Annotated in this window: 20 protein-coding genes; 9 read left to right on the top strand and 11 right to left on the bottom strand. The window is 71.1% G+C overall.

What is annotated here, in order from left to right; genetic code table 11:
- Nucleotides 1-108: 108 nt before the first annotated feature.
- Both U9R90_RS27655 and U9R90_RS27650 read right to left on the bottom strand, forming a co-directional pair.
- Complete coding sequence (locus U9R90_RS27655; protein WP_411059401.1) at nucleotides 109-1,284, bottom strand: glycosyltransferase family 4 protein; 1,176 nt, start codon at nucleotides 1,282-1,284, stop codon at nucleotides 109-111.
- Nucleotides 1,285-1,486: 202 nt separating this feature from the next.
- Entirely contained in the window at nucleotides 1,487-2,464 is a 978-nt protein-coding gene (locus U9R90_RS27650; RefSeq protein WP_411059400.1) for a DUF3068 domain-containing protein, read from the bottom strand.
- A 242-nt stretch (nucleotides 2,465-2,706) separates the two neighbouring features.
- Here U9R90_RS27650 and U9R90_RS27645 point away from each other — a divergent pair, with 242 nt between their 5' ends.
- Both U9R90_RS27645 and U9R90_RS27640 read left to right on the top strand, forming a co-directional pair.
- Nucleotides 2,707-2,859 (top strand): hypothetical protein, encoded by a 153-nt coding sequence (locus U9R90_RS27645; protein ID WP_411059399.1) that lies wholly within the window; start codon nucleotides 2,707-2,709, stop codon nucleotides 2,857-2,859.
- A gap of 5 nt (nucleotides 2,860-2,864) precedes the next feature.
- Entirely contained in the window at nucleotides 2,865-4,151 is a 1,287-nt protein-coding gene (locus U9R90_RS27640; RefSeq protein WP_411059398.1) for a helix-turn-helix domain-containing protein, read from the top strand.
- Between the two features lie 326 nt (nucleotides 4,152-4,477).
- Here U9R90_RS27640 and U9R90_RS27635 read toward each other — a convergent pair whose 3' ends face one another.
- Nucleotides 4,478-4,909, bottom strand: a complete 432-nt coding sequence (locus U9R90_RS27635; protein ID WP_411059397.1) for a MarR family winged helix-turn-helix transcriptional regulator — start codon at nucleotides 4,907-4,909, stop codon at nucleotides 4,478-4,480.
- Between the two features lie 136 nt (nucleotides 4,910-5,045).
- Here U9R90_RS27635 and U9R90_RS27630 point away from each other — a divergent pair, with 136 nt between their 5' ends.
- Together U9R90_RS27630 and U9R90_RS27625 are read left to right on the top strand one after the other, a co-directional pair.
- Nucleotides 5,046-6,065: an NADP-dependent oxidoreductase gene (locus U9R90_RS27630; RefSeq protein ID WP_411059396.1), complete on the top strand. Its 1,020-nt coding sequence runs from the start codon at nucleotides 5,046-5,048 to the stop codon at nucleotides 6,063-6,065.
- Between the two features lie 69 nt (nucleotides 6,066-6,134).
- Nucleotides 6,135-6,560 (top strand): organic hydroperoxide resistance protein, encoded by a 426-nt coding sequence (locus tag U9R90_RS27625; RefSeq protein WP_411059395.1) that lies wholly within the window; start codon nucleotides 6,135-6,137, stop codon nucleotides 6,558-6,560.
- 90 nt (nucleotides 6,561-6,650) lie between these two features.
- Here the strand turns inward: U9R90_RS27625 and U9R90_RS27620 are convergent, their stop codons facing one another.
- Entirely contained in the window at nucleotides 6,651-7,625 is a 975-nt protein-coding gene (locus U9R90_RS27620) for a LysR family transcriptional regulator (protein WP_411059394.1), read from the bottom strand.
- A gap of 48 nt (nucleotides 7,626-7,673) precedes the next feature.
- On the opposite strand from U9R90_RS27620, the gene U9R90_RS27615 reads away from it, so the two are divergent.
- Together U9R90_RS27615 and U9R90_RS27610 are read left to right on the top strand one after the other, a co-directional pair.
- A complete protein-coding gene (locus U9R90_RS27615) occupies nucleotides 7,674-8,477 on the top strand; it encodes an NAD(P)-dependent oxidoreductase (RefSeq protein ID WP_411059393.1) in 804 nt (267 codons plus the stop codon).
- Between the two features lie 13 nt (nucleotides 8,478-8,490).
- Complete coding sequence (locus U9R90_RS27610; RefSeq protein WP_411059392.1) at nucleotides 8,491-8,871, top strand: RidA family protein; 381 nt, start codon at nucleotides 8,491-8,493, stop codon at nucleotides 8,869-8,871.
- A gap of 48 nt (nucleotides 8,872-8,919) precedes the next feature.
- On the opposite strand, the gene U9R90_RS27605 is transcribed toward U9R90_RS27610, so the two are convergent.
- Nucleotides 8,920-9,489: a TetR/AcrR family transcriptional regulator gene (locus U9R90_RS27605; RefSeq protein WP_411059391.1), complete on the bottom strand. Its 570-nt coding sequence runs from the start codon at nucleotides 9,487-9,489 to the stop codon at nucleotides 8,920-8,922.
- A gap of 148 nt (nucleotides 9,490-9,637) precedes the next feature.
- Between U9R90_RS27605 and U9R90_RS27600 the strand changes: the two genes are divergently transcribed.
- Nucleotides 9,638-12,109 carry a beta-glucosidase family protein gene (locus U9R90_RS27600; RefSeq protein ID WP_411059390.1) on the top strand — a complete coding sequence of 824 codons (2,472 nt, stop codon included), beginning with the start codon at nucleotides 9,638-9,640 and terminating at the stop codon, nucleotides 12,107-12,109.
- Between the two features lie 44 nt (nucleotides 12,110-12,153).
- Here U9R90_RS27600 and U9R90_RS27595 read toward each other — a convergent pair whose 3' ends face one another.
- The gene (locus U9R90_RS27595) at nucleotides 12,154-13,023 is read right to left on the bottom strand and encodes an SGNH/GDSL hydrolase family protein (RefSeq protein WP_411059389.1); all 870 of its coding nucleotides are present in this window, start codon (nucleotides 13,021-13,023) and stop codon (nucleotides 12,154-12,156) included.
- A gap of 261 nt (nucleotides 13,024-13,284) precedes the next feature.
- Between U9R90_RS27595 and U9R90_RS27590 the strand changes: the two genes are divergently transcribed.
- A complete protein-coding gene (locus tag U9R90_RS27590) occupies nucleotides 13,285-13,779 on the top strand; it encodes a DUF3145 domain-containing protein (RefSeq protein ID WP_411059388.1) in 495 nt (164 codons plus the stop codon).
- Nucleotides 13,780-13,864: 85 nt separating this feature from the next.
- Here the strand turns inward: U9R90_RS27590 and fabF are convergent, their stop codons facing one another.
- From fabF to U9R90_RS27565, 5 genes are all read right to left on the bottom strand, one after another.
- A complete protein-coding gene (gene fabF, locus U9R90_RS27585) occupies nucleotides 13,865-15,127 on the bottom strand; it encodes a beta-ketoacyl-ACP synthase II (protein WP_411059387.1) in 1,263 nt (420 codons plus the stop codon).
- A gap of 87 nt (nucleotides 15,128-15,214) precedes the next feature.
- Nucleotides 15,215-15,463, bottom strand: a complete 249-nt coding sequence (locus tag U9R90_RS27580) for an acyl carrier protein (RefSeq protein WP_411059386.1) — start codon at nucleotides 15,461-15,463, stop codon at nucleotides 15,215-15,217.
- Between the two features lie 64 nt (nucleotides 15,464-15,527).
- Nucleotides 15,528-16,538, bottom strand: a complete 1,011-nt coding sequence (locus U9R90_RS27575; RefSeq protein WP_411059385.1) for a ketoacyl-ACP synthase III — start codon at nucleotides 16,536-16,538, stop codon at nucleotides 15,528-15,530.
- 17 nt (nucleotides 16,539-16,555) lie between these two features.
- Nucleotides 16,556-17,476 (bottom strand): ACP S-malonyltransferase, encoded by a 921-nt coding sequence (locus tag U9R90_RS27570; RefSeq protein ID WP_411059384.1) that lies wholly within the window; start codon nucleotides 17,474-17,476, stop codon nucleotides 16,556-16,558.
- A gap of 89 nt (nucleotides 17,477-17,565) precedes the next feature.
- Nucleotides 17,566-18,870, bottom strand: coding sequence for a PucR family transcriptional regulator (locus U9R90_RS27565; protein ID WP_411059383.1), 1,305 nt, complete (start codon nucleotides 18,868-18,870; stop codon nucleotides 17,566-17,568).
- 39 nt (nucleotides 18,871-18,909) lie between these two features.
- Here U9R90_RS27565 and U9R90_RS27560 point away from each other — a divergent pair.
- On the top strand, nucleotides 18,910-19,458 hold a 549-nt coding region (locus U9R90_RS27560), incomplete at its 3' end, for a pirin family protein (RefSeq protein WP_411059382.1).

Below are 19,458 nucleotides of genomic sequence, written 5' to 3'. Positions count from 1 at the left end.
CCGAGGCCGGGAGCGCGAGGCGTCGGGCGCGGTCGCCGACGGCTGCCGCGCGGCGCGGGGCGCGGCGGGCTCGCTGTGGTGGGGTATGGGCTCGTTCGGCACGTACGGTCACCTTCGCCGTATCGCGGTGGCGGCGGCTTCCGCGGCGACCGCTCGGAACTGGCGCACGGTGTTCGACCAGCGGTAGTCGGCCGCCCGGTCGGCCGCGGCCTTGCCGAACGCCGCGCGGCGCTCGGCGGACAGCGCGAGGGTGCACCAGGCGGCGGCGAACGAGGACTCGCCACGGGCGAGCAGCCCGGTGACACCGTCCTCGATGGAGTCCCGCAGACCCGGTACGTCGAAGCCGATGGCGGGCGTGCCACGGGTGGCGGCCTCGGTGACGACCAGGCCCCAGCCCTCCACGGCCGAGGGGTGCAGGAGCATCCAGGCCGCGCAGAGCAGCCGGTGCTTCTCGGCCTCGGAGACATGCCCGGCGAACTCGACGGACGGGCCTGCCATCCGCTGCAGCCGCTCACGCTCGGGGCCGTCGCCGACGATCACCAGACGGCCGCCGGTGACCGGGCGGACCCGCTCCCACAGCCGCAGCAGCAGATCGATGCGCTTGTACTCGACGAGCCGTCCCATCGCCAGGAACAGCGGCTCCTCGGAGCGCGGCGCCAGTGGCCCCGGCTCCTCGACGCCGTTGTGCACGACGCGGATGCGCTCCTTCGGCACCCCGATGCCCCGCAGCGCCGTCTCGGTGGACGGCGAGACGGCGACCAGCAGGTTGCCGCGCTGGGCGCCGGTCAGCGCCCAGTGCTCGAGTCTTCGGCCCAGCCGGGCGGCGGGACCGGGGTAGCGCATGCCCCACAGGTCGGTGTGCACGTGGTTGACCAGGCACAGGGTGGGACCCCGGTGCCACAGCGGCGCCAGGTACGGCATGCCGTTGACGACCTCGACCAGCAGGTCGCAGTCGCCGACCTGCCGTGCGAAGGCGGACCTGGCCTTGAGGAAGTGTCCGTAGGCGCCGCCGGCGGACACGACACGGTAGTCGCGGTACGCCGCCGGGCCCCCGCACAGCAGGGTGACCTGGTGACCCTGTCGGGTCAGCCCGTCGGCCAGCTGGTCGACGAGGAGTTCCGAGCCGCCCGCGGCCTCGTTGCCGAGGTCGCGGTGGGCGAGGAAGACGATACGGCGCGGGTGTGGGGGAACCGCTCCGGTCCTGGTGGCGCGGAGCGGAGCGCCTTCTGCTGTGCCTCCCAGCGGGGCTGAGTCGCGTAGCGAAGGAGGTACGTGCTGGGGCATCCGTGCTCCAACTCGTCTCGGGGTGCGGAACGTATGCGGGGAATGCGGTGAGCGGGGCCGTGCGGGTGGGTGCGGGTCCGGTTGCCAGTTGGATGTGAGCTGGCTGTGTGTGTTCGGTGGGGATGGACAGTTTTCGCCGCGCTGTTCGATGCGGCTACTCACCCAAGTGATAATTTCGGACCCACTTAGGGCTGATGTCTCATCACATTGTGGAGGGTTCCTGCGTCGAAGAGCGATCACGGCCCCGCACGACCAGGAATCCACCCGTCACGGTGAGCGCCAGACCGGCCCCGCCGCCACCGATCGGCAGCGTCTCGCTGACCAGCTTCAGCAGCTTGGTGCCGTCCTTGGCGAGTTTGACCTGGGTCTCCTGGGTCTCCGTGGTGAAAGCGATCTTCTCGCTCTCGAGGAGCACCACTTCGCCGTCCGCTGAGGCTCCGGGGGCCCGCAGGGTCTTCCGCGGGCCGGTCTGGGCGTAGATGACCCGACCGGTGCGCTGGTCGGCGACGAGCTCGATGGCGTGGTTGGAGTACCACTCCTCGGCCATCACCTGGCCGCCCGCCTTCGACCCGACAAGGACGCCCGGGACCTGTCGCGTACCGGTCTTGATCGCGTCCTTCTTGTCGATCTTGCCGGCGAAGTGCATGCCCTCGTAGCCCTGGATCTTCTTCTTGCCCTTGTACTCGAGAACCACCGTCTGACCTGCGGTGCTGTCCCACAGGCGGTAGGAGCGGGGCTTCACGTCGAACGGCATCTTCAGAAAGGCCTCGCCCTCGATGTAGGGCTTTTCCTTGCAGCAGTGCACCGGCCGGTTGGTCTTCCGGTCGGTCACCCAGCGCTCCAGGGTCCACTGCAGCGAGTCCTTGGGGTCCTCGGCGGGCAGCGTGCCCTCGTGGTCCACCGAGGTGGACACGTCCCAGATCGCCGCGCCGGCCTTCTCGCTCTCGGCTACGGCGCCGCGCACCTTCCGGGTGATCGTGAGGTCCTGGCCCGTGAGCGTTTTGACCTCACCTGTGTCGAAATACGATCCTTTACCGGTAAATATCGTTGTCGCATCGATATCTATCGGATTGACCTTGGCCCGTGGCGTGACGTACCAGGACAGCATCGGGGCCAGGACCAGCAGAAACACGCCCAGGCCGAGTAGGGTCAGCGACAATGGAGAGGCTGTACGGCGCATCAGGGCACTCCAGGGTTCGATGAAGGGTTTTCGAAGCGGCTCGAGGCGACTTGAGGCAGCTCAGGCGGCTCAGGTGGCACGCGATGGCGCAGTGGCGGCAGAGAATCCGCGCATACCTTTATGGGGCGGGAACGTAAGCGCACCCTTGACGAACTGTCAATCCATTGTCGACACTGAGCAACTGCCGGGTGGGGCCGGCAGGGGACCTTGGTGGGTGCCCCGAAAGAGAGGCTGACCCAGCCATGCACAGACTGCTCGCCGCCGCGCTGACCACGGCTTTTGCCGCGGCGCTCGCCGTAGGTGCCGCCTTCGGCATCGTGGCTCTGCTCAACGCGACACCGGACCAGCCGAACAATCCGCTGGTGACTTACGAGACGGCGCAGCAGGAGCGTTGACCTCCATGTCCGCGCGCCATCCCCCGTCCGTACCGGCTTCGCCACCCCCTGACCTGCCGGAGAGCGGTCCGCCGCGCCCGCAGGTCGCGGTGTCACGGACCGCCTGGAGCGAGGTGCCGCAACTGCAGCTCAAGCAGTTCGCTGCCCTGGCCATGGACGAGATCCCGGTGCTCGCTGAGGACATCCTGCGCGAGATCCGCCGCGAGTACCCCCAGCTGCCGCTCGTCCTGGACGACTACGGCGAGCCGATGGCACTCGTGGGCATCCGCCGCGCGCTTGAGGGCTTCCTCCAGCAGATCGCCCTGGCCGGGAACCGGCCGCGCTACCACCCCGAGGTGTTTCAGGAGTTCGGCCGCGGCGAGGGCCTGCACGGCCGCTCGCTCGACTCATTGCAGGCCGTCTACCGGCTGGGGGTGCGCCTCGCCTGGCGCCGCCTCGCCGAGATCGGACAGCAGGTGGAGATTCCGCCACCCGCCATGTACGAGTTGGCCGAGGCGGGCTTCGAGTATCTGGACGGCCTTGTGGACCAGTCCGTACGCGGCTACGCGGAAGCCGCGGCACGTCAGGCCGGCGAGCGGCTGCGCCTCCAGCGCAAGCTGATGGAACTGCTGCTCGCCGAGCACCGCGGCGCCGACCCGTCCGACGCCCTGGGGGAGCGGGCCGCCCGAATCGGCTGGCCGCTGCCGCAGACCGTGGCCGTCGGGGTGCTGCTGCGCCCGGCCAGGGAGGCCGTCGCGCCCGCCGTCGGCCAGGGCGTCCTGCTCGACATGGAGACCGAGCAGCCCCGGATGGTCGTGCCCGAACCCGACGCGGCGGGCCGCCCCGAGTTGCTGCGCCGCGCCATGACCGGCTGGTCGGGCGCGATCGGACCGCCGGTGCCGCTGGTCGACGCGGCCAAGTCGCTGCGCTGGGCGGAGGCGGCCGTACGCCTGATGGAGCGGGGGCTGCTGCCCGGCGGCGAGGTGCTGTTCTGCACCGAGCACACCGAGGCGCTGGTGCTCCTGCAGCCCGAGGAACTGATCGACGACCTGGCCCGCCGCTGCCTGGCCCCGCTCACCCACTGCGGCCCGGCACACGGCCGCCGCCTCGCCGAGACCCTGCTGGCCTGGCTGGAGACCCGGGGCGGCGCCCCCGAGGTCGCGGCCCGGCTCGGGGTGCATCCGCAGACGGTCCGCTACCGGCTGCGGCAGATCAGGGAGCTGTGGGGCGACGAGGTCGACGACCCGGACCGCCGCTTCGAACTGGAGCTGGTGCTGCGCGCACAGCGGCTGCGGGGGGCGCTGGGCGGGTGAGGCCCGGGGGCCTGCCTCGGGGGCAGGCCCTACGCCTCCTCGTCCGGCATCCCGCGGACGCCATCGGGCCCGCTCGCCCGGCGTCCCGCGGGCCCTTACGCCCGCTCGCCCAGCATCCTGCGGGGCCTTTACGCCCGCTCGCCCAGCATCCTGCGGGGCCTTTACGTCCGCTCGCCCAGCATTCTGCGGGGCCTTTACGCCCGCTCGCCCAGCATCCTGCGGGGCCTTCACGCCCGCTCGCCCAGCATCCTGCGGGGCCTTTACGTCCGCTCGCCCAGCATCCTGCGGGGCCTTTACGTCCGCTCGCCCAGCATCCTGCGGGGCCTTTACGTCCGCTCGCCCAGCATCCTGCGCAGCAGATCCCGCAGGGCCACCCGGTCGTCCCGGGTCAGCTCCGCCAGGGGCTCGCGCGCGAAGTCCAGGCCGTCCCTGAGGTCCCGCGCGGTCTGCCGCCCCGCCTCCGTGACCGCCGCCAGCTTCACCCGGCGGTCGGCCGGGTCGGGGCGCCGCTCGACCAGGCCGCGCGCCTCAAGCCGGTCCACGATGCCGGTGACGTTGGACGGCTCGCACTTCAGGGTCTCCGCGACCCGCCGCATCGGTATCGGCGCCATCGCGAGCAGCGTGAGGACGCGCGCCTGGGCGCCGGTCAGCGAGTGCTGACCCGCGGCGAGCTCGTACTCCGTGTGGTAGCGCGCCACGACGGTGCCGATGAGCTCGACCACCTCAAGGGTCAGGGGGTCTGTACGGGTGCTGGCCATGCCCCCACTCTACCCATTTACTTGACAATATGAAATATCCAGGAGCATGGTTGTTTCAGTACCTGAAGTAATTGCCCCAGTGATCGGACCGGGCCCCGGGCCGAGACACGGATCACCACCAGGAGGCCGCACCCTCATGTCCGCACTCCCCACCGTCAGCCGCGCCTGGCACCTGGTCGCCCGCCCGCACGGCTGGCCGACCCCGGCCGACTTCGCCCTGCGTGAGACCCCTGTCACCGCCCCCGCCGAGGGCCGGATCCTGGTCCGCAACCACCACTTCTCGGTGGACCCGTACATGCGCGGCCGGATGAACGACGTGAAGTCGTACGTCGCGCCCTTCCAGCTGGACCAGCCGATGGACGGCGGCGCGGTCGGCGAGGTCATCGCCTCCAACGCCGAGGGCTTCGCGGTCGGCGACCACGTCCTGCACGGCCTCGGCTGGCGCGACCACGCCGACCTCCCGGCCCAGCACGCCAAGAAGATCGACACCTCGCTGGCCCCGCCCTCCGCGTACCTCGGCGTCCTCGGCATGACGGGCCTCACCGCGTACGCCGGTCTGCTCGACGTCGCCTCCTTCAAGGAGGGTGACGCGGTCTTCGTCTCCGGCGCCGCGGGTGCCGTCGGCAGCCAGGTCGGCCAGATCGCCAAGCTCAAGGGCGCGTCCCGGGTCATCGGCTCGGCGGGCTCCGACGAGAAGGTCAAGAAGCTGGTCGAGGAGTACGGCTTCGACGCGGCCTTCAACTACAAGAACGGCCCGGTCGCCGAGCAGCTCAAGCAGGCCGCCCCCGACGGCATCGACGTCTACTTCGACAACGTCGGCGGCGAGCACCTGGAGGCCGCCATCAGCCGCCTGAACGTGCACGGCCGGGTCACGATCTGCGGCATGATCGCCGGCTACAACGAGACCGAGCCCACCCCTGGGCCGCGCAACATGGCCATGGTCATCGGCAAGCGGCTGCGCCTGCAGGGCATGCTCGTCGGCGACCACGCGGACCTGCAGCCCGAGTTCGTCCGCGAGGTAGCGGGCTGGATCGCCTCCGGCGAGCTCAAGTACGACGAGACCTTCGTCGAGGGCATCGAGAACGGCGTCGAGGCGTTCCTGGGCATGCTCCGGGGTGACAACACCGGAAAGATGATCGTCAGCCCGACCAGCTAGGCTCTGGTGGCAGCCGTCGGGGTCGTGGGCGCGAGCCGCGGCGGCGTACAACAGGAGGAACAGCTTCTTATGGCCATCCAGCAGTCCGACGTGAAGTACACCGCGATAGCCACCGCGGAGAACGGCCGCGACGGCCGCGTCGCCACCACCGACGGCAAGCTCGACGTCGTCGTCAACCCGCCGAAGGAGATGGGCGGCTCCGGCGACGGCACCAACCCCGAGCAGCTCTTCGCGGCCGGCTACAGCGCCTGCTTCCAGGGTGCGCTCGGCGTCGTCGCCCGGAACGAGAAGGTCGACATCACGGGCGCCACCGTGACCGCCGAGGTCGGCATCGGCCAGAACGACGAGGGCTTCGGCATCATCGTCGCGATCAAGGCCGCCATCCCGACCCTGGACGCGGCCACCGCCAAGTCCCTGATCGAGAAGGCCCACCAGGTCTGCCCGTACTCCAAGGCGACCCGCGGCAACATCACGGTGGGCCTCGCGCTCGCCTGATCCTTCGCGCACACTCCGCGTGGGTGTGTCACCGCGTATACGGCTAAGGGCCGCACCTCGGCGGGGGTGCGGCCCTCAGTCATGCGGCCCTCAGTCATGTGGTGCGCGGGCAAGACCCGGGCCGTCCACCGCCTCCCGCAGCGCCCCGACGAACGCCACGGCCGCCGGGGACAGCGACCGGCCCCGCGGGGTCGCCGCGTACACCGTGCGGGCCGGGGCGTCGTCCTCGTGTACGGGGATGAGCGTGATGTCGGGGCGTACGGACTCCGCGGTCAGGGCCGGGATCAGGGTGACGCCGAGGCCCGCGGCGACATAGCCCTGCTTGGCGATCCACTCCGCCGCCAGATGCGCGACCCGCGGCCGGAAACCGTCGCGGACCGACGGATGCAGCAGGCTCCGCTCGATCCGCGGGCTGCCGGAGATCCAGTCGTCGTCGGCGAGTTCGGCGAGCCGGACCCGGCGGCGGCCCGCCAGGGGGTGGTCGGGGTGCACGGCGACATACATCGACTCGTCGACCAGATGGTGCAGTTCGTACGCGTCCAGGGGACAGCCCGCCGTGGTGGAGACAACGGCCAGGTCCAGCTCCCCGGCGTCGAGGCGGGCCAGCTGTTCGGCGGTGAGGCCCTCCTCGCGGGTCAGCCGGATCTGCGGGTGCCGGGCGTGCAGCGTGGCGATCGCGCGGGGCAGCAGCGCCGCGTCGGCCGTCGGGAACGCGCCGACCCGCAGCCGCCCGCCCGCCAGTTCACGCAGCGCGGCCAGGTCGCGGCGTGCGGTGTGCAGCCGCTCGACCACGGCCTCGGCGTGCGGGTGCAGCGTCCGGCCGTGCTCGGTGAGGTGGACGCCGCGGGGGAGCCGGTCGAAGAGGGGCGCACCGCCGAGCGCGGACTCCAGCGAGGAGATCTGACGGGAGACGGCGGACTGGGTGAAGCCGAGTGACTGCGCGGCGGCGGTGAAGGAGCCCTGCCGCGCCACGTCGAGGAAGACGCGCAGCCAGGCGGTGGAGAGGTCGTTGGCGGCGGCGGTGGAGGTGCCCGTTGAGCCATGCGGAGTCTGCATGGTAGGCATGCTAGACATTCGCTTGTCGCACTGCTTGTGCGGTCCTAGCGTTGAGGCATGAAAGAGATCGCATTCCTGGGACTCGGCCACATGGGCGCCCCGATGGCCCGTCACCTGCTCACGGCAGGGCACCCGTTGACGGTGTGGAACCGCACGGCCGCGAAGACCGCCCCGCTGGTTGAGGCCGGAGCGCGGGCGGCCCCGACCCCGGCGGAGGCCGCCCGCGCCGCCGACGTCGTGGTCACGATGCTCGCCGGGCCCGAGGCCCTCCGCGCCGTCTCCGCCGAGGTCGTCCCGGCGCTGCGTCCGGGGGCGTACTGGCTGGAGATGTCCACCGTGGGCCCCGACGCCGTACGCGCGTTGGCGGCGGGCCTGCCCGACGGAGTGACCCTGGTCGACGCCCCGGTACTCGGCAGTACGGACAAGGCCGCCGCGGGCGAGCTCTCAGTGCTGGCGGGGGGTGACATCGCCGAGGTCGAAGAGGTGTTGGCCTGCTTCGGCACCGTGACACACACGGGCCCGCTCGGCTCGGGAGCGGCGCTCAAGCTGGTGCTGAACACCGCGATCATCGGCGGCGTGGCCCTGGTCGCCGAGGCGCTGAACCTCGCGGACACGCTGGGCGTCCCCGCACAGACCGCCGAGGCGGCCCTGCTCAAGGGCCATCTCGCGGGCGCCGCCCAACGCGCACTGGCGCAGGGCGTGCACTTCGACATCGCGCTCGCCGAGAAGGACATGGTCCTGGCGACCGACGCCGCCCGGCTGCCGGTCATGGAGGCGGTACTGGCCCATATGCGCGACCAGGACGACATCGCCCACGAAGACCTCGCCCGCGCGGCCCACCGCATCCGCACGGGCCAGTGACAAGGAGCTCGCCATGCAGATCACGCTCGACAGCCCGCCCGGTGCACCCCAGCCTCTCGGCCCGTACTCCCAGGTAGCGCGGATGGAACTCCCCGGCGGAGGCGTCCTGTTGCAGCTCTCCGGGCAGATAGCCGAGGGCGCCGACCTCGCCACCCAGAGCCGCCGAGTCCTTGAGGCGATCGACGCCCTCCTCAAGGCGCACGGCGCGACCCTCGGCGACGTCGTCAACATCCGGAGCTATCTGACCGATATCTCGCGGCTCTCCGAATACGGCGCCGTCCGCAAGGAGTTCTTCCCCGGCACTCCACCCACGAGCACCACGGTCGAGGTGTCGAGACTCTTCAGGCCAGAAGCGCTGATCGAGGTGGAGGTGCTGGCCGCGATAGGCGCCTGACGCCCTGGGCGACAGAGCAGTGCGGCCGAGCGGTCTCAGTGAGGCCGCTCAGGACCTGTCGACGTGCCCTTCGAGCAGCGTCAGGAAGGCGCGGAACGCCGCCGGCATGTCCACCGCGTCCGGGTCGAGCAGCCACTGGTACTGCAGCCCGTCCATCACCGCCACCAGCAGCGGCGCGGCCTGCTCCGGGGTCAGGCCGCTCGGTAGTCGGTCGCCGTACTCGGCGCGCAGGACCGTCGCCATGGACGCCCGCACCGTGGTGTACCGGTCCGTGAAGTAGTCCCGTGCCGGGTGGCCGTCGGTGACGCTCTCGCCGAGCAGGGCCGAGAAGGTCTGCACGATGCCGGGGCGCATGGCGTTGTAGTCGACCAGGGAGGCCAGCAGGTCAAGGCGCCACTCGCGGGCCGGTACCGCGTCCCACTGGTCGCGCTCCTCCAGGACGGCGACCAGGAGCGCCGCCTTGGTGGGGAAGTGGTGGAGCAGGCCCTGCTGAGTGAGACCGACGCGCTCGGCCACCGCGCCCAGGCTCGCGCCCCGGTAGCCGCGCTCGGCGATCACCTCCAGGGCCGCGCGCACGATTTCCGCGCGCCGCTCCTCGCTCCTGGCCCTGGCTGCCATCGTCCGCTTCCCTCCCGTGGCCCCGCACACCTGCTGAGAGGACCGTATGCCATCCGATAATAACGCTCAGATAACGAAACCTACCGGTCTACAGGTAAGCGAGGCAGGATGGAGGGCATCGCAGCGGCTTCAATGAGGAGGTACGGCCATGGCGGACAGCGTGCGCACCCAGGCAGACCAGGACCGTAAGGCGGCAGACCAGCAGCGTGAGGCGGTCGTCGAGGCGGCGCTCGGCAAGCTCGACCTCGACGCCAAGGCCCGGCTGCTCGCCGGACAGGACATGTGGACCCTGCCCGAGCTTCCGGAGATCGGGCTGAAGTCCCTGGTGATGTCCGACGGCCCGGTCGGGGTACGCGGAGTGCGCTGGAGCGCCGACGACCCGTCGGTCGCGCTGCCGTCGCCGACCGCGCTCGCGGCCACCTGGGACCCGGCGCTCGCCCGGCGGGCCGGGCGGCTGCTCGCCCAGGAGGCCCGCCGCAAGGGGGTGCACGTCCTGCTCGCGCCCACCGTGAACCTGCACCGTTCGCCGCGCGGCGGACGCCACTTCGAGTGCTACTCCGAAGACCCGTACCTCACCGGGCAGATCGGCTCCGGCTATGTGAAGGGCGTTCAGGAGGGCGGGGTCGGCACCACCGTCAAGCACTTCGTCGCCAACGACGCCGAGACCGACCGCTTCACGGTGAACAACACGGTGCCGCCGAGGCCGCTGCGCGAGCTCTACCTGGCGCCGTTCGAAACCATCGTCACAGGCGCCCACCCGTGGGGCATCATGACGGCCTACAACCAGGTCAACGGCACAACGATGACCGAGCACCGGTACCTGGTCAACGAAGTCCTGCGGGGTGAGTGGGGCTTCGACGGGTTCAACGTCTCCGACTGGATGGCAGCCCGGAGCACCAAGGGCGCGATCGAGGGCGGCCTCGACGTCGCCATGCCGGGACCCCAGACCGTGTACGGGCCCGCGCTCGCCGCCGCCGTCCGGGCAGGCGAGGTCGCGGAGGCCACCGTCGACGACGCGGTGCGCCGGGTGCTGCGGCTCGCCGCGCGGGTCGGGGCGCTCGACGGCGCCGAGCCGGTGGTCGCCCAGCCACCCGCCGCCGTCGACGGCGCAGCGCTGGCCCGCGAGGTGGCCCGCCGCTCCCTCGTCCTCGTACGCAACGAGCGCGACGCTCTGCCGATCGACCCCGCGCACGTACGCAAGGTCGCGCTCAGCGGCGCCGCCGCACGGGACGCCCGGGTGCTCGGCGGCGGCTCCGCCACCGTCTTCCCCGAGCGGATCGTCTCGCCGCTGGACGGGCTGACCGCCGCGCTCCCCGAGGACGTACTCAGCTACCGCGTCGGCGCCGACCCCAACGACGAACTCACCGTCGCGGACCAGGGGTTCGTCCTGAGCGTCGTCTGCCGGGACGCCGAGGGACGCACCCTCGGCACCGCCACCGCGCCCAGCGGCATGATCCAGTGGCTCGGCGGCGACCTGCCCGACGGTGTCACCTACGACGCGCTGCACACCGTCGAGCTGACCGGCACCTTCACCCCGCGAGAAAGCGGCGTCCACTCCTTCGGCACCCGGGGACTCGGCGGCTTCACCCTCACCGTCGGGGGCCGCGAGCTCTACACCGGAGCGCAGGGCCTGGGAGCCGAAGCCGACCCGTTCGAGGCGTTCTTCGGGGCGCCCGTCGAGCGCGGCCAGGTAGAGCTGAGCGCGGGCACCGAGACCGAGGTGAGCCTCACGTACACCGTCGCCAAGGCGGTCGACGCCCCGATCCAGGCCGTCGGCTTCTCCCTGGTCCACCGCGACCCGCAGCACGACGCCGACGCGCTGATCGCCGAGGCCGTGGCCGCCGCGCGGGACGCCGACACCGCCGTCGTCGTGGTCGCCACCACCGACCGCGTCGAGTCCGAGGGCTTCGACCGCGCCGACCTGAAGCTGCCGGGCCGTCAGGACGACCTGGTGCGCGCCGTGGCCGCCGCCAACCCGAACACCGTCGTGGTCGTCAACGCGGGCTCGCCCGTCGAACTCCCCTGGCGCGAGGATGTCGCGGCCGTGCTGCTCAGCTGGTTCCCCGGCCAGGAAGGCGGCGCCGCCCTCGCCGACGTCCTCACCGGCACCGAAGAGCCCGGCGGCCGCCTCCCCACCACCTGGGGCGCGCTGGCCGACGCCCCCGTCACCGATGTCACCCCGACCGACGGCGAACTCCCCTACACCGAAGGCCTGTTCATCGGCTACCGCGCCTGGGAGAAGTCCGGCGCCGCCCCGTCCTACGCCTTCGGGCATGGACTCGGCTACACCGACTGGGCGTACGAGTCCCTGGAGGTGACCCCCACATCGGCCACCGTCCGGGTCCGCAACACCGGCACCCGCCCCGGCCGCGAGGTCGTCCAGATCTATCTGGCACCGGTCCAGGACTCCGTGGAGCGCCCGGCCCGCTGGCTGGCCGGCTTCGCCTCAGTGGCGGCGGCGCCCGGTGAGAGCGTCGAGGCGCGCATCGAACTCCCGCGCCGCGCCTTCGAGATCTGGGACGAGAGTGCGGGAGCCTGGTCCCTCGTCAGCGGTGCGTACGAGGTCCAGGCGAGCCGCTCCCTCACGGACCCCCGGCTGCGGGCAGAGCTCGCCGTCTGACCGGTCGACGTGCGAACACCCCCGGCAGGCCTGGCCCTCGCCGCCTACGCCGGGGGCTTTCGCGCGGTCACCCCGCGGTAGGCGGCCTCCGCGAGCTCGGACTGGCCGTCCTTGCTCGGGTGGAACCAGTCCACCTTGCTCAACTGCGCGGTGGTGAAGGGAAAGTTGAAGACCTCCCCGCCGTCGTAACGGCAGTACGGGTCATCGGCGCACACCTTCCGCAGCACCTCGTTGTACGCCATCACCCGTTCGCGTACCGTGTCCCGGCGCTGCATCGACGCCTTGTCCGTGGCGGTCGCGTCGGCCAGCATCGCCGGGCAGATGCCCAGCTTCCACATCTTCCGGCCCTCCGCGCTGCCGCGCCCCTCGGACCAGAGCCGCTTCAGGTCCGGCACGCTCATCACGTACACCTGGGTCTTCGGCTCCTCGCGGCGCAGCGCCCGCATCGCGTCCTCGAAGTCCGCCCGGAACGTGGACACCGGGGTCATCGCGGTCACATCCCCGCGGCAGGCGTCATTGGCGCCGATCAGTACGGTCACCAGCTCGGGCGACTTCTCGGCGGCCTGCTTCATCTGCTCCGTCAGGGCCGACACCCTGGCCCCGGACCTGGCGTAGTTCCAGCTCTGGTCGGCCGCGTCCTTCCCGAGCAGGCGGGTCGCCAGGCTCCGCACCTCGTCGTCGGTGCCGGTCGCCCAGGACTCCTCGGGGCAGTCGGCGAGCACCTTGCAGGTGTTGAAGGCCCGGGTGATCGAGTCTCCCACGGCGGCCATCGACGCCGGTTCGGGGTTCCACTGAGGCGTGGGTTCCGCCGAGGGCGCGCTCTTGGCCACGGCCGAGTCGTTCGTCGGTACGGGGGCCGCGTCCCCGCTGGGATCACAGCCGACCAACATCCCGGCCAGGAGTGCCACCGTCATGGTCGTGACGGTGGCACCGGTACGGCGTATGCCGTTCTTCCCCATCTTCCCGTCCCCTCTGCGACAGTCAGGGCGCCCTGCCGAGTGAAAGCTTGGTGTTTCCTCGCCCCTGGAGCGACGGTACGTCACACTCGGGCCGCGGCCGCACGATAGCTTGGCCCCAGTCGACCCAGTGACCCACCACTGCCTCGGTTCCGCTAAATTACATCACGTCAGATCTGTCCGTTTTGTTGGATTTTCCTGGATTTTGCGGAGGTCCCGGTGACGACACGTGGAGTTCTGTATGTGCACTCCGCGCCGCGCGCGCTGTGCCCGCACGTCGAATGGGCAGTCGCGGGCGTTCTCGGCGTGCGGGTGAGCCTCGACTGGATCAGACAACCCGCGTCTCCCGGCACCTGGAGAGCCGAGTTCTCCTGGCAGGGCGAGCCGGGCACCGCCTCCAAGCTGGCCTCCGCGCTGCGCGGCTGGCAGCTGCTGCGCTTCGAGGTCACATCGGAGCCCCGCGCCGGTGCCGAGGGCGAGCGCTACAGCGCCACGCCCGAGCTCGGAATCTTTCACGCGGTCACCGGCGTCCACGGCGACATCCTGATCCCCGAGGACCGGCTGCGTGCCGCGCTGGCCCGCGCCCAGCGCGGCGAGACGGAGCTGGAGTCCGAGCTCACCAAGCTCCTCGGCAAGCCCTGGGACGACGAGTTGGAGCCGTTCCGGTACGCGGGCGAGGGCGCGCCGGTCCGCTGGCTGCACCAGGTCGTGTAGTCACAGGCGACGCAGGTGGAGAGCAGAAACGCGGAAGGCCCGCCCGGATCGTTCCGGGCGGGCCTTCATCGTGCGTAGGGCGTGATCAGACGCTTCGGAAGGCGAGGACCACGTTGTGGCCGCCGAAGCCGAAGGAGTTGTTGATCGCCGCGATGGTGCCCTCGGGCAGCGCGCGCGCCTCACCGCGTACGACGTCCGCGTCCACCTCGTCGTCGAGGTCCTCGACGTTGATGGTCGGCGGGGCCATCCGGTGGTACAGCGCGAGCACCGTGGCGACGGTCTCGATACCGCCGGCGCCGCCCAGCAGGTGGCCGGTCATCGACTTCGTACCGGACACGGCGATGTGGTCCATGTCGTCGCCGAGCACCTTGCGCAGCGCCTTGATCTCGGCGAGGTCGCCCTGCGGCGTCGAGGTGGCGTGCGCGTTCAGGTGCACAACCTCCTCCGGCTTGAGGCCGGTGGTGTCGAGCAGGTTCTGCAGCGCGGCGGCGACACCGCGGCCGGTCGGCTCGGGCTGCGCGATGTGGTGGCTGTCGGCCGACAGGCCCTGGCCCAGCACCTCGGCGTAGACCCGGGCGCCACGCGCGGCGGCGTGTTCGGCCGACTCCAGGATGACGACCCCGGCACCCTCGCCGAGTACGAAGCCGTCACGGGACTTGTCGTAGGGACGCGAGGCCTTCTCGGGCTCGTCGTTGTTCTTGGACATCGCCATCATGTTGGCGAAGGCCGCGATCGGCAGCGGGTGGATGGCCGCCTCGGTGCCACCGGCGACGACCACGTCGGCACGGCCGGTGCGGATCATCTCGACGGCGTAGCCGATGGCCTCGGCGCCCGACGCGCAGGCCGAGACCGGGGTGTGCACACCGGCCTGGGCGTTGACCTCGAGTCCGACGTTGGCGGACGGGCCGTTCGGCATCAGCATCGGGACGGTGTGCGGGGAGACGCGGCGTACGCCCTTCTCCTTGAGCACGTCGTACTGGTCGAGCAGGGTGGTCACGCCGCCGATACCGGAGGCGATGACCGCGCCGAGGCGCTCGGGGACGATCTTGTCGTCCTCACCAGCCTTGGCGGTGTAGCCGGCGTCCGCCCAGGCCTCGCGGGCCGCGATCAGCGCGAACTGCGCCGAGCGGTCCAGCTTGCGGGCCAGCGGGCGGGGCAGTACATCGGCCGGATCGACCGCCGCGGGGGCGGCGATACGGACCGGAAGGTCGGCGAAGCGCTCTCCTTCGAGAGGCTTGACGCCGGAGCGTCCCGCAAGCAGACCTTCCCAGGTCGATGCGGAGTCGCCACCCAGCGGTGTGGTTGCGCCGATACCGGTGACGACCACGGTGCGATTGGTCGAGCTCACAGGAATTCTTTCTCCACGTCTTGGAATGGGGCGATGGATGCCGAACAGACGGCGCCACCGCCGGGTGGCGTTACTCGCGCGTCAGGCTCAGGCCTGGTGCTTGAGGATGTAGTCCGCGGCGTCGCCGACGGTCTTGAGGTTCTTGACGTCGTCGTCCGGGATCTTCACGTCGAAGCGCTCTTCGGCGGCGACGACGACCTCGACCATGGACAGCGAGTCGACGTCCAGGTCGTCGGTGAAGGACTTGTCCAGCTTGACGTCCTCGGCCGGGATACCGGCGATCTCGTTCACGATCTCGGCGAGACCGGCAACGATCTCTTCCTGGGTGGCGGCCATGTTGGCGCTCCTTCGTATGTATCAGGTGGTGTGTCGGCGTCCTGCCGGAAAGTCCGGCTGGTGCCTAGGGGAGGGTAACGACCGTGGCGGCGTACACGAGACCCGCCCCGAAGCCGATGACGAGCGCGGTGTCGCCGCTCTTCGCCTCGCCGGTCGCCAGAAGCCGCTCCATAGCGAGCGGGATCGAGGCGGCCGAGGTGTTGCCGGTGGATTCGATGTCACGGGCGACCGTGACATGCTCCGGCAGTTTGAGGGTCTTCACCATCGAGTCGATGATCCGCATGTTGGCCTGGTGCGGAATGAAGACGTCCAGGTCGTCCGCGCTGATTCCGGCCGCGTCCAGCGCCTGCTGGGCGACCTTCGCCATCTCGAACACGGCCCAGCGGAACACCGCCTGGCCTTCCTGCGTGATGGCCGGGAACTTGGGAAGCTCCTCGGCCGACGCGCCGCGGTAGTCCGACCACGGCACGGTCTGCTTGATCGTCTCGGACTTGTCGCCCTCCGAGCCCCAGACGGTCGGGCCGATCTGCGGCTCCTGGGAGGGGCCGACCACGACCGCGCCCGCGCCGTCGCCGAACAGGAAGGCCGTCGCGCGGTCCTCCAGGTCGGTGAGGTCGCTCAGCCGCTCCACGCCGATCACCAGGACGTACTCGGCCGAACCCTCGACGATCATGCCCTTGGCCAGGGTCAGGCCGTAGCCGAAGCCCGCGCAGCCGGCCGAGATATCGAAGGCGGCGGCACGGTCCGTGCCGAGCTTGTCGGCGATCTCGGTGGCGATGGCCGGGGTCTGCTTGAAGTGCGAGACCGTCGAGACGATCACGCCGCCGATCTGCTCCGCCGTGATCCCGGCGTCCGCGATCGCCTTGCCGGATGCCTCGATGGACATCGCGGCCACGGTCTCCTCGTCGCTCGCCCAGTGCCGGGTGGCGATGCCGGAGCGGGAGCGAATCCACTCGTCGGAGGAGTCGATCGTCTCGAGGATCACCTCGTTCGGCACTACCCGGGTCGGGCGGTAGCCGCCGACGCCGAGGATGCGCGCGTACGGCGCACCCTTGCTGGGCTTGATCTTCGACATGCTCTCGGGGCTCCTTGTCAGGCCGTCTCGGCGACGAGCGTGCGGGCCGCGTCGAGGTCATCGGGGGTCTTCAGCGCCAGGGTCCTGACACCCGGCAGGGCGCGCTTGGCGAGACCGGTGAGGGTGCCGCCGGGGCACACCTCGATGAGGGCGGTCACGCCCAGCTCCTTGAAGGTCTCCATGCACAGGTCCCAGCGGACCGGGTTGGCGACCTGGCCGACCAGGCGGGAGATCACCTCAGCGCCGGTGGCCACCGCCTCGCCGTCCTTGTTGGAGACGTACGTGACCGTCGGGTCGGCCGGAGCCAGATCCCGCGCCGCCGCCTCGAGTGTGGCGACCGCGGGAGCCATGTGGTGGGTGTGGAACGCGCCCGCGACCTTCAGCGGCACCACCCGGCGCACGCCCTCGGGCGCGTCGTCGGCCAGCGCGGCGAGCTGCTCCAGGGTGCCCGCGGCCACGATCTGGCCGGAGCCGTTCACGTTCGCCGGGGTCAGGCCCAGCTTCTCCAGGTGCGCCACGCTGACGTCCGGATCGCCGCCGAGCAGCGCCGACATACCGGTCTGCGTGATGGCGGCGGCCTCGGCCATCGCCAGACCGCGCCCCCGAACCAGCTTCAGCGCCGAGGTGTCGTCCAGGACACCGGCGAAGGCGGCCGCGGTGATCTCACCGACGCTGTGGCCGGCGACGGCGGACGGCTTGATGTCCTTGATGTCGCCGAGCGCCGCGGCGGACAGCAGTCCGGCCGCGACCAGCAGCGGCTGCGCCACGGCCGTGTCGCGGATCGCGTCCGCGTCGGCCTGGGTGCCGTAGTGGGCAAGGTCGAGCTCGATGGCGTCCGACCAGGCCGCCACACGTTCGGCGGCGCCGGGGAGGTCGAGCCAGGGGGTCAGGAAGCCGGGCGTCTGAGCGCCTTGGCCGGGAGCGACGAGTACGAGCACTCTCACACTCTCTCTTGTGGACGGTGTGTGCCGCCCGTGGGGACAGGGACGAAGAACCGCGAGGGGAATTGTATGTCCTCGACAAAAGGCTAGGCAGGCTGATCGCCGTCTGCCAGACGCCCCAGGATCAGCGCGATCCGCAGCGTGAACGCCGAACGGACGTCCGATGGCGACCATCCGGTGACGTCCGTCACACGTCGCAGCCGGTAGCGAACGGTGTTGGGATGCACAAACAGCATCCGCGCGGCGCCCTCCAGGCTGCTCGCCTGCTCCAGATAGACGCTCAGCGTCTCAAGCAGTGCGGAGCCGGCCTCCTCCAGCGGTCTGTAGATCTCCTCCACCAGCTGCTCCCTGGCAGCAGGGTCCGAGGCGATCGCCCGCTCCGGCAGCAGATCGTCCGCCAGAACCGGGCGCGTAGCGTCCTGCCAGGCCGAGCACGCCTTCAGCCCCGCGGCCGCGGCCTGCGCGGACTTGGTGGCGGCCAGCAGGTCGGGCACGACCGGGCCGGCGACGACGGGCCCCGCGGCGTACGGGCCGATCAGTGCCTTGGCCACGGCGAGGGGGTTGTCGCTGCCGCCGGCGATGACGACCAGGCGGTTGCCCAGCACGCCGGTCAGGACCTGGAGCTTCGCGTGGCGCGCGGCGCGGCGGATGGCCTCCACGGTCAGCTCGCTGTCACCGTCCGGGGCGGTGCCGAGTACGACGCAGACGTGCTCCGGGGAGTTCCAGCCGAGGGCCGCGGCGCGGGACACCGCGCCCTCGTCCGCCTCGCCGGACAGGACCGCGTTCACGACGAGGGATTCCAGGCGGGCGTCCCACGCGCCTCGGGCCTCGGCGGCCTGGGCGTACACCTGGGCGGTGGCGAAGGCGATCTCCCGGGCGTAGACCAGCAGCGCCTCGCGCAGCACCGACTCGTCACCGGGCGCCGCGACCTCGTCGATCGCGGACTCCATCACCTCGATGGTCGTCCGCACCATCTCCACGGTCTGCCGCAGGGTGATCGCCCGGGTCAGTTCGCGGGGCGCCGTGCCGAACACATCCGTGGAGATCGCCTGCGGGGCGTCGGGGCGCCGGAACCACTCGGTGAACGCGGCGATGCCGGCCTGGGCGACCAGGCCGATCCAGGACCGGTTCTCCGGTGGCATCGCCCGGTACCAGGGCAGCGTCTCGTCCATCCGCGCGATGGCCTGCGCGGCGAGGCTGCCGGACGATTTCTCCAGCCGCTTGAGGGTTGCCGAGTGGGAGGGCGAGTGCGGGTGCGCGTGCGAGGACGAGGACGAGGACGGGTGCGCGGGAGAGGGCGAGGGTGCTTGGGAGGAGCGTGCCGCGGGCTGCGGCCGGGACGGTTCGGGCTGCGACGATTCGGGTTGGGGCACGGGACAAGACTGCCTCATCCGGGCGGCTACACGGCGGGCAGGCCCTACCGTGGGGGTGTGATAGACGTACGACGCTCCGCTGAGCGCTATCGGGGTGGGGAGCCGGGGAGCGGCATCGAGTCGCTGCACGCCTTCTCCTTCGGGCCGCACTACGACCCCGACAACCTGCGCTTCGGCGCCGTGATCGCCTGCAACGAGGAGCGTCTCGCCCCTGGCGCGGGCTTCGACGAGCATCGGCACAGCCACACCGAGATCGTCACCTGGGTCGTCGAGGGCGAGCTGACCCACCGGGACTCGACGGGGCACGAGTCGGTGGTGCGGCCCGGCGATGTGCAGCGGCTGAGTTCGGGGGGTGGGGTGCGGCATGTGGAGCGCAATGACGGGGATGTCCCGCTGGTCTTTGTGCAGACCTGGCTCGCGCCGGTGGAGCCGGGGGGTGAACCGGCGTACGAGGTGATCCGGGGGATCTCGGATGCCACGCCGTACGCGGTGCCGGGGGCGGGGGCGCTGCTTCATGTGCGGCGGCTTGGTCCGGGGGAGCGTGCGGCGGTGCCCTCGGCTGTGCGGGTGTACGTGTGTGTGGTGCGGGGGGCGGTGTCGCTGGGG

The organism is Streptomyces sp. E11-3, assembly GCF_046540415.1.
In the GTDB taxonomy this organism is placed as follows: domain Bacteria; phylum Actinomycetota; class Actinomycetes; order Streptomycetales; family Streptomycetaceae; genus Streptomyces.
This window is presented reverse-complemented; position numbering and strand designations above follow the sequence as displayed.